General features: G+C 68.1%; 5 protein-coding genes. All 5 read left to right on the plus strand.

All coding sequences use genetic code 11. The features are described 5' to 3' along the window. Positions 1 to 28 precede the first annotated feature (28 nt). The 5 genes from MLE18_RS16650 (at position 29) to MLE18_RS16670 (ending at position 7,812) form a co-directional block, all read left to right on the plus strand. Positions 29 to 655 carry a hypothetical protein gene (locus tag MLE18_RS16650; RefSeq protein WP_243439929.1) on the plus strand — a complete coding sequence of 209 codons (627 nt, stop codon included), beginning with the start codon at positions 29 to 31 and terminating at the stop codon, positions 653 to 655. 119 nt (positions 656 to 774) lie between these two features. Continuing rightward, positions 775 to 2,094, plus strand: a complete 1,320-nt coding sequence (locus MLE18_RS16655) for a branched-chain amino acid ABC transporter substrate-binding protein (protein ID WP_243439930.1) — start codon at positions 775 to 777, stop codon at positions 2,092 to 2,094. A gap of 6 nt (positions 2,095 to 2,100) precedes the next feature. Further along, entirely contained in the window at positions 2,101 to 5,571 is a 3,471-nt protein-coding gene (locus tag MLE18_RS16660) for a response regulator (RefSeq protein WP_243439931.1), read from the plus strand. A 9-nt stretch (positions 5,572 to 5,580) separates the two neighbouring features. Next, complete coding sequence (locus MLE18_RS16665; RefSeq protein ID WP_243439932.1) at positions 5,581 to 6,558, plus strand: diguanylate cyclase; 978 nt, start codon at positions 5,581 to 5,583, stop codon at positions 6,556 to 6,558. A gap of 36 nt (positions 6,559 to 6,594) precedes the next feature. Then, positions 6,595 to 7,812, plus strand: coding sequence for an MFS transporter (locus tag MLE18_RS16670; RefSeq protein WP_243439933.1), 1,218 nt, complete (start codon positions 6,595 to 6,597; stop codon positions 7,810 to 7,812). Positions 7,813 to 7,889 lie beyond the last annotated feature (77 nt).

Consider the following 7,889-nt stretch of genomic DNA (forward strand, 5'->3'; position numbering starts at 1 on the left):
CCTGGCACTCCCCATCCTGGAGGCCCGCATGCTGCAGACCCTCAGCCTCAAGTTTTCCGAGCTGGAGCCCGGCCAGCGCTTCCAGCACGATGAAGCCGTGCTGGTGCTGCCCTTCATCGACCCCCGGGCTGCGGAGCTGAGCAGGGAGGTGCTGACGCGCCGCGCCCTGGCCGACGGACTGCTTGTGCTGGTGGAGGACGACAGGCGCATGGGGTTCGTGGGCGTGGCCAACGCCCTGTTCGCCCGCAGCGAGTCGAAATATTTCGGATACCTGGCCGAGGACGCCTTCCCCAGCGACGGCTGGCTCAAGTGCGCGCTCTTCACCCTCGAAAACAGCGGCGCCTGCCTGCTGGCCTTCAACGACGGCCGCTTCCACGGCAACCTGGCCGTGTTCGGGCTGGCCAGCCGCGCCTGGGCCCGCGCGCTCTACCGCACCTGCCTGTTCTTCCCCGGCTACAAGAGCCACTTCGCCGACGTGGAGCTCTCGGCCATCGCACGCGCCCAGGAGGTCATGACCTACAACCCCAACTGCGTGCTCATGGAGGTGGACCACCTCAAGCACACCAAGTCCAACTCGCCCGACGACGACACCCTCTACCGCAAGCGCGCCTCCGCCGGATTCGGTGGGCTGGTTCCGCCCTTCGAGCCCGACTGAGCCCCCGGGCGACATGATCGCCTGTTGGAAAAGCATTGTGGGCACCTGCGGCATAGGCTAGTCTGAGTGCGTGGTATAATGTCGAGTATTCGTATGGATATCGAATGTACGGAGCGCCCATGACCATTGCCCGCACCGGATCATCAGCCGGACGCCGCTCCCGCGGCGTCCTGTCCCGCAACATCATCTCGCGCGCCTTCCTGGCCTGCGCCCTGGCGGCAGCCTTGGCCGCCGCCTGTTCCGGCCAGCCCGAGCGCTTCGTCTGCTCGGACAAGCTGGGCTGCGTGGATCTCGGGCCCGACGACCCCGTGAAGATCGGCGTGATCCAGGCCCTTTCGGGCAAGGTGGCCATCCTCGGGCAGGAGCAGGTGCGCGGCCTCGAGCTGGCACTGGCCAAGCGCGGCGGCCTGGTGGCCGGGCGCCCCGTGGCACTGCCCACCGAGGACACCGGCTGCAAGCCCGAGGGCGGCGCCAACACCGCGCTCAAGCTGGTGGCGGATCCGTCCGTGCTGGCCATCTTCGGCACCACTTGCTCGGGCGACGCGGCCACCGCGGCCGGGGTCATGTCCGAGGCGGGGCTCTCCATGATCTCGGGCAACAACAGCGCCCCCTTCCTGACCTCCGTGGCCGGCAAGCGCGCACCCAAGTGGCAGCCCGGCTATTTCCGCACCGCCCCCAACGAGGAGGCCTCGGGCCCGGCCGCCGCCACCTACGCCTTCAAGACCCTGGGTATCCGGCAGGCCGCCACGGTCAACGACGGCGACATCTACACCGCCGGGCTCACCGAGGGGTTCCGGCAGGAGTTCGAACGCCTGGGCGGACGCATCACCCTCTCGGCCACCGTGAACAAGAGCGACACCAACATGGCGCCCGTGCTCACGGCGGCGGCCAACTCCGGCGCGCAGCTGCTGTTCTTCCCGCTGTTCCAGCCGGAGGGCAACCATGTGCTGCGCCAGGCCAGATCGATGCCTGAGATGAAGGACGTCATCCTGATGAGCGACGGCTCGCTCATCGAGGGCACCTTCCTGGCGGATGTGAAGCAGGACGCCCTGGGCATGTATTTCGTCGGCCCCACCCCCCCGGCGGCCACCCCCGAGGTGGCGGCCCTGCGGCAGGCGTACATGGAGCGCTACAAAACGGAGCCGCCCACCATGTATTACCAGAGCGCCTACGACGCGGCCAACATCCTCTTCGACGCCATCGAGAAGGCCGCAAAGAGGGACTCCAAGAACACCCTGCACGTGGGCCGACAGGCCCTGCGCGACGCGCTCTACGCCACCGCGGACTTCAAGGGCGTCACCGGCACGCTCACCTGCAACGATTTCGGGGATTGCGCCCCGCCCCGCTTCAACGTGCTGCGCCTCGACGACCTTTCCAAAGGCGTGGAAGGCCTGCGGGCCAACGTGCTCTTCACCTACGCACCGGGGACCGCCCGCTAGGCCGGCATGAACACCGTCACTTCGTTCTGGCGCAACCTCTCCATCACCTACAAGCTCGGGCTGGCCTTCGCCCTGCTGCTGGCCATGCTCACGCTCGTTGCGGCGGTGAGCTACTTCGCCCTGGCGTCCGTGCGCCACGCAGAGAACGTGATCCTGAACAGCGCCGAGATCAGGCAGCGGGTCTACGAGATGGACGCCGGGCTGGAAAAGGCCCGCCGCCTGCACCGCGACTTCTTCCTCAACTACCCCTCCGTGGGCTTCAGCAAGGCACACGAACTCTACTTCCAGCCCTCCATCCAGGCCATCGCCCGGGTGGTGGCCCTGAGCGACGACCTCAAGCGGCTGGTCTCCAGCCCGGACGTCAGCGATGCGCTGCAACGCCGCAATGTGGAGATCAACCTTTATCTCTCCTCGGCCAAACGCTTCACCCAGACCTTCCTGGAGCTCGTTGACCTGGTGACCATCCTGGCCGCGCCCGAGACCGGCCTGCAGGACCGGCTGGATGAGCAGATGGCCGTTCTGGCCCCGCTGGCCGACGCCAGCGAGGAGATGTCCCGGCTGTTCCTCAAGCAGCTGGCCCAGCAGAAGCAGTACCAGCTCACGAAGCAGCGCCCGGACATGCAGGCCGCGCTCAACGAGGGTTTCCTGCTGGGCAAGGCCGTGGCCGCCTCCAAGCATCTCAACGCCGACCAGAAGGCCCAGGCCCGCGAGATCCTGCGCAACGTCGCCTCCATCGGCGAGGACATCGCCAACGTCGACTCGGCCATAGCCGGGAAGTTCAATGACTTCGCCCTGCAATCACAAGCCATCGACCCCATTTCCGAAGAGCTCAAGGCCCTGGTGACCTCCGAGGTCAACCGCACCAGGGCGCACATCGACGCGGTGAGCCGCTCCGCCACGGCCATCATAGCCGTCACCGCCCTGCTGGGCCTGGTCTGCACCCTGCTCATAGCCTGGCTGGTCAACGCCTCGGTCACCAGGAAGCTGGTTGCGCTCACGGATTCGGCCGCCTCGCTGCGCTCGGGCAACCTGGACGTCAGGGTGCCGGTGGATACCGGCGACGAGTTCGGCGAGCTGGCCGACACGTTCAACTCCATGGCGTCCGAGATGAGCGGCCTGGTGGGCGACCTGGAGACCAAGGTCAGCCAGCGCACCGGGGAGCTGGCCAAGGCCAAGGACGAGCTGGAGGAGGCTGTGCGCGGGCTGCGCGCCGCCAACTTGGCCGCCGAATCCGCCACGAGGATCAAGAGCGAGTTCCTGGCCAACATGAGCCATGAGATACGCACCCCCATGAACGCTATCCTGGGCTTCTCCAGCCTGGGTCTGGACAGCGACGATCCCACGCGCCTGCGGGACTACCTGAAGAAGATCAACTCCTCGGCCCGCTCCCTGCTGGCCATCGTCAACGACATCCTGGACTTCTCCAAGATCGAGGCTGGCAAGCTCAACATGGAGCTCGTGCCCTTCGCCCTGGACGACGTGCTGGCCGACGTGTCCAACGTGCTGGGCGCCCGCGCCGGAGAGCGCGGGATCGAGCTCATCATGCGCAGGGAGCCGGACGTGCCCACCAACCTGCTGGGCGACCCGCTTCGCCTGGGCCAGGTGCTGCTCAACCTGGTGGGCAACGCGCTCAAGTTCACGGAGCAGGGCGAGGTCGAGATCCGCATCGCCCTGGATAGCCATCAGGACGGCAAGTCGGTGCTGCGCTTTTCCGTTCGGGATACGGGCGTGGGCATGACCCGTGTCCAGCTCGACAACCTGTTCAAGCCCTTCTCCCAGGCGGACGGCTCCATCACGCGCAAATACGGCGGCACAGGCCTGGGCCTGGCCATCTGCAAGCGCCTAGTGGAATTCATGGGGGGCAAACTCTCGGTGGAATCCGAATATGGGTCGGGCAGCACCTTCACATTCACCGCCGCATTCGGAGTCGAGGAGAAGAAACGCCGCCGCGCCGCGCCCGACCAGTCCCTGCGCTCCCTGAAGGTGCTGGCCGTGGACGACAACGCCAACGCCCTGGCCCTGGTGTCCGAATTCCTGCGCGGCTACGGGCTGCAGGTGAGCGCGGCCACCAACGCCCGGGACGCCCTGCGCATCCTGGAGCAGGCCGACCCCGCGGACCCCTTCTCCCTGGCGCTCATCGACCTGCTCATGCCCGACATGGACGGCCTGGAGCTGGCCCGGCGCATACGCGGCAGCCTGCGCATCCAGAAACAGCCCGCGCTGCTCATGCTCACCGCCTACAGCCGCATGGGCCTCATGTCCGAGGCCTCCGGCTCCGGCGTGGACATGGTGCTGACCAAGCCCTTCACCCAGTCCAGCCTGTTCGATGCCGTGCTGAAAGTCCTGGGGCGCCCCGTCAGCCCAGATGGCGAGGGCTCGCCTGACACCCCGGCCCCCCCGGAAGGGGTGGACCTCACCCGGCTCGAAGATCTGCGCGGGGCCCGGGTGCTCGTGGTGGAGGACAACCCCCTCAACCAGCAGGTCTCCGTGGAATTGCTCCATCACGCCGGCGTTGTGACGGAAGTCGCTACCAACGGCTCCGAAGGGATCGCCAAGGCTCTGGCCCAGCCCTTCGACCTGGTGCTCATGGACATCCAGATGCCGGGAATGGACGGTTTCCAGGCCACGGCTGCCATCCGCGCCGTGGAGCGCCTCAAGAACCTGCCCATCGTGGCCATGACCGCCCACGCCATGACCGGCGACCGCCAGCGTTGCCTGGATGCGGGCATGGACGACCATTTGGGCAAGCCCATCGACCCGTCTGAGCTGTTCGCCGCCCTGCTGCGCTGGATGCCGCGCCGAAACGGCCGCATGGGTGCGGCCTCCGACGCTCCGCCCCAGGGGCAGGACCAGCCCCCCGCGCCTCCGGCACTGCCTGACTCCCTGCCGGGAATCGACATGCAGACCGGCCTGGCGAGGGTCATGGGCAACTCGAAAACGTACCTGGAACTGCTCTCAGGCTTCGCGGCCCAGGCCCGCGCCTTCCCGGACAAACTCCGCCGGGCGCTCCGGGAAAGGCCGGACGAGCTGCCGGGACTGCTCCACGCCATGAAGGGCGTTGCCGCGAACATGGCTGCGAACGAGGTGCGCGAGGCCATCCAGCCTCTTGAGCACGCACTGAAGGAAGGCACCAACCGGGACCTGCAGCCGCTCATCGACCGCCTGCTGCATGCCCTCCAGACCGTGCTACAGGGGCTCGACGCCCTGCCCGGAGTCCGGCCCGCCACGGCTGCACCCGGCGGCCACGCGCGCACAGCGGCGGACAAGCTTGCGCTGGCCGCCCTGGCGCACGGCTTGCGCGCCCAGCTCCAGGCCCACGACATGGACGCGGCGGACACGCTGGCGCAGCTGCGGGCCGCCTCGGCCGGACTGCACGCCTCCCTGCTCGACGAACTGGAAGCCCGCCTCTCCCAACTGGACTACGAAACCGCCCTCGCGGTGTTGCAGGAACTGGAGACCGAACTCCAGTCCGATTGAAGGCATCGTATGGCAGCAGTCACCAACAGGCCCCGCGTGCTCGTCGTCGACGACATGCCATTAAACATCAAGCTGCTGCGGGAGCTCCTCAAGAACAGCTACGCGGTGAGCTTCGCCACCGACGGGCACATGGCCCTGGCCCTTGCGGAATCCTCTCCGCCCGACCTGGTGCTGCTGGACATCTCCATGCCGGAGATGGACGGCTACGAGGTCTGCCGCAGGCTCAAGGCCAACCCGGCCACGCGCGCCATCCCCGTGGTGTTCCTCACCGCCCAGAGCGACGAGACCAACGAGCTGGAGGGCCTGAGCCTGGGGGCCATAGACTACATCACCAAGCCCTTCAGCCCGCCCATCGTGCTGGCCAGGGTCAAGAACCACATCGAGTTCGTCCGGGCCAAGAACCGCCTCAACGAGGCCTACACCCTGCTGGACCTCAAGAACCAGGAGCTCGACGACAAGAACCGCGCCCTGGAGGTGCTCCTGCAGACCGACCGCCTGACCCGGCTGCACAACCGCCACAAGCTCGACGAGGCCTTCCAGGCCGAGGTGCTGCGGGCGAAGCGCTACGCCACCCAGTTCTCCGTCATCCTGCTGGATGTGGACTCCTTCAAGACCGTCAACGACACCTTCGGGCACCTGGTGGGCGACAGCGTGCTGGTGCAGGTGGCGGACACCCTCTCGGCCAACGTGCGCGAGATGGACATGGTGGGCCGCTGGGGCGGGGAGGAGTTCCTGCTGCTGTGCCCAGAAACCGGGCTGGAGACCGCTGCCGAGCTGGCATCCCGCCTGCGCTCGGTGCTGGCCTGCCAGCCCCTTCCCCCTGTGGAGCAGGTGACGGCCAGCTTCGGCGTGGCCGCCTACCACCCCGGGGACGACGTGGCCAGCTTGCTGCGCCGCGCTGACGACGCCCTCTACAGGGCCAAAGCATCAGGGCGGAACCGCGTGGAGATCGCCCCGCCGCCGGGGTTGACCTCTCCGGGGGAATGAGCCATCGCAAGCCCCTCGACCTTAGGGGGCTTCGCCATGCAGACGCCGGTTTTCTCCAACCCTTCCTTCAAGCGCTTCTGGCTCTCCCGCGTGGCCTCGGGCTTCGCCTACCAGATGATGACCGTGGCCGTGGGCTGGCAGATGTACGAGCTCACAGGCAGCGCGCTCAGCCTGGGCCTGGTGGGCCTGGCCCAGTTCCTGCCGCAGCTGGCTTTGACCCTGGTGGTGGGGCACGCGGCCGACCACATGGAGCGCAGGCGCATCGTCTTCGTCTGCCAGGCGGCCCAGGGGCTGCTGGCCGCGATCCTTGCCGCCGGGAGCTTGGCCGGGCTGGTGGACCAGCACGCCATCTACGCCTGCGCCTTCGCCATCGGCGCGGCCCGCTCCTTCGAGATGCCCACCATGCAGGCCCTGCTGCCGGGCCTGGCCGAAACGGCCATGCTGCCGCGCATGCTGGCCGTGAGCGCCTCGGGCTGGCAGAGCGCGGTGATCGTAGGCCCGGCCCTGGGCGGGGCGCTCTACCTGGCTGGCCCCCAGGCGGTGTACGGCGTGTGCGCCGTGTGCTTCGTGCTGGGCTCGGCCGCCATGTTCTCCATCCCCCGGCAGGCCCCCCAGGCCCGCCGAGAGCCGCCCACCCTGCGCTCGGTGCTGGGGGGCATCTCCTACATCCGCTCCCGCCCCGAGATCCTGGGGGCCATCTCCCTGGACCTCTTCTCCGTGCTGCTGGGCGGGGCCACGGCCCTGCTGCCCGTCTACGCCAAGGACATCCTGCACTCCGGCCCCTGGGGCCTGGGCATGCTGCGCGCGGCCCCTGCCGTGGGGGCGCTCTCCATGTCGCTGTTCCTGGCCCGGGTGCCGCTCACCCGGCGCGTGGGGCACAAGATGTTCGGGGCCGTGGCCGTGTTCGGCGTCTCCACGGTGGTGTTCGGGCTTTCCACCTCGTTCCCGCTGTCGCTTGCGGCCCTGGCCTGCCTGGGGGCCAGCGACATGGTCAGCGTGGTGATCCGCTCCACCCTGGTGCAGCTCGAGACGCCAGACGAGCTGCGCGGCCGGGTCAGCGCGGTGAACTCCATCTTCATCGGCACTTCGAACCAGTTGGGCGAGTTCGAGTCCGGCGTGACGGCGGCCCTGTTCGGCGCGGTGGGGTCGGTGGTGCTGGGGGGAATCGGGACGCTGGTGGTGGTGGCCTTGTGGATGCGGTTGTTCCCGGCGCTGCGCCTGCGCGACAAGCTCGTCCAAAACAAACCCGCATAGAACGCGAAGCCGATCGGGGTTCCAAGGGGCACAACCCCTTGGCCGCCGGAGGCCTGCCGGTTGTCCAGGTCCGGCCC

The organism is Fundidesulfovibrio soli (genome assembly GCF_022808695.1).
GTDB classification, from domain to species: domain Bacteria; phylum Desulfobacterota; class Desulfovibrionia; order Desulfovibrionales; family Desulfovibrionaceae; genus Fundidesulfovibrio; species Fundidesulfovibrio soli.

What these genes read in the sequence shown, in the direction of transcription:
- MLE18_RS16655 (WP_243439930.1), top strand. Translation starts at nt 775, where the DNA reads ATGACCATTGCCCGCACCGGATCATCAGCCGGACGCCGCTCCCGCGGC.
- MLE18_RS16665 (WP_243439932.1), top strand. Translation starts at nt 5,581, where the DNA reads ATGGCAGCAGTCACCAACAGGCCCCGCGTGCTCGTCGTCGACGACATG.
- MLE18_RS16670 (WP_243439933.1), top strand. Translation starts at nt 6,595, where the DNA reads ATGCAGACGCCGGTTTTCTCCAACCCTTCCTTCAAGCGCTTCTGGCTC.
- MLE18_RS16660 (WP_243439931.1), top strand. Translation starts at nt 2,101, where the DNA reads ATGAACACCGTCACTTCGTTCTGGCGCAACCTCTCCATCACCTACAAG.
- MLE18_RS16650 (WP_243439929.1), top strand. Translation starts at nt 29, where the DNA reads ATGCTGCAGACCCTCAGCCTCAAGTTTTCCGAGCTGGAGCCCGGCCAG.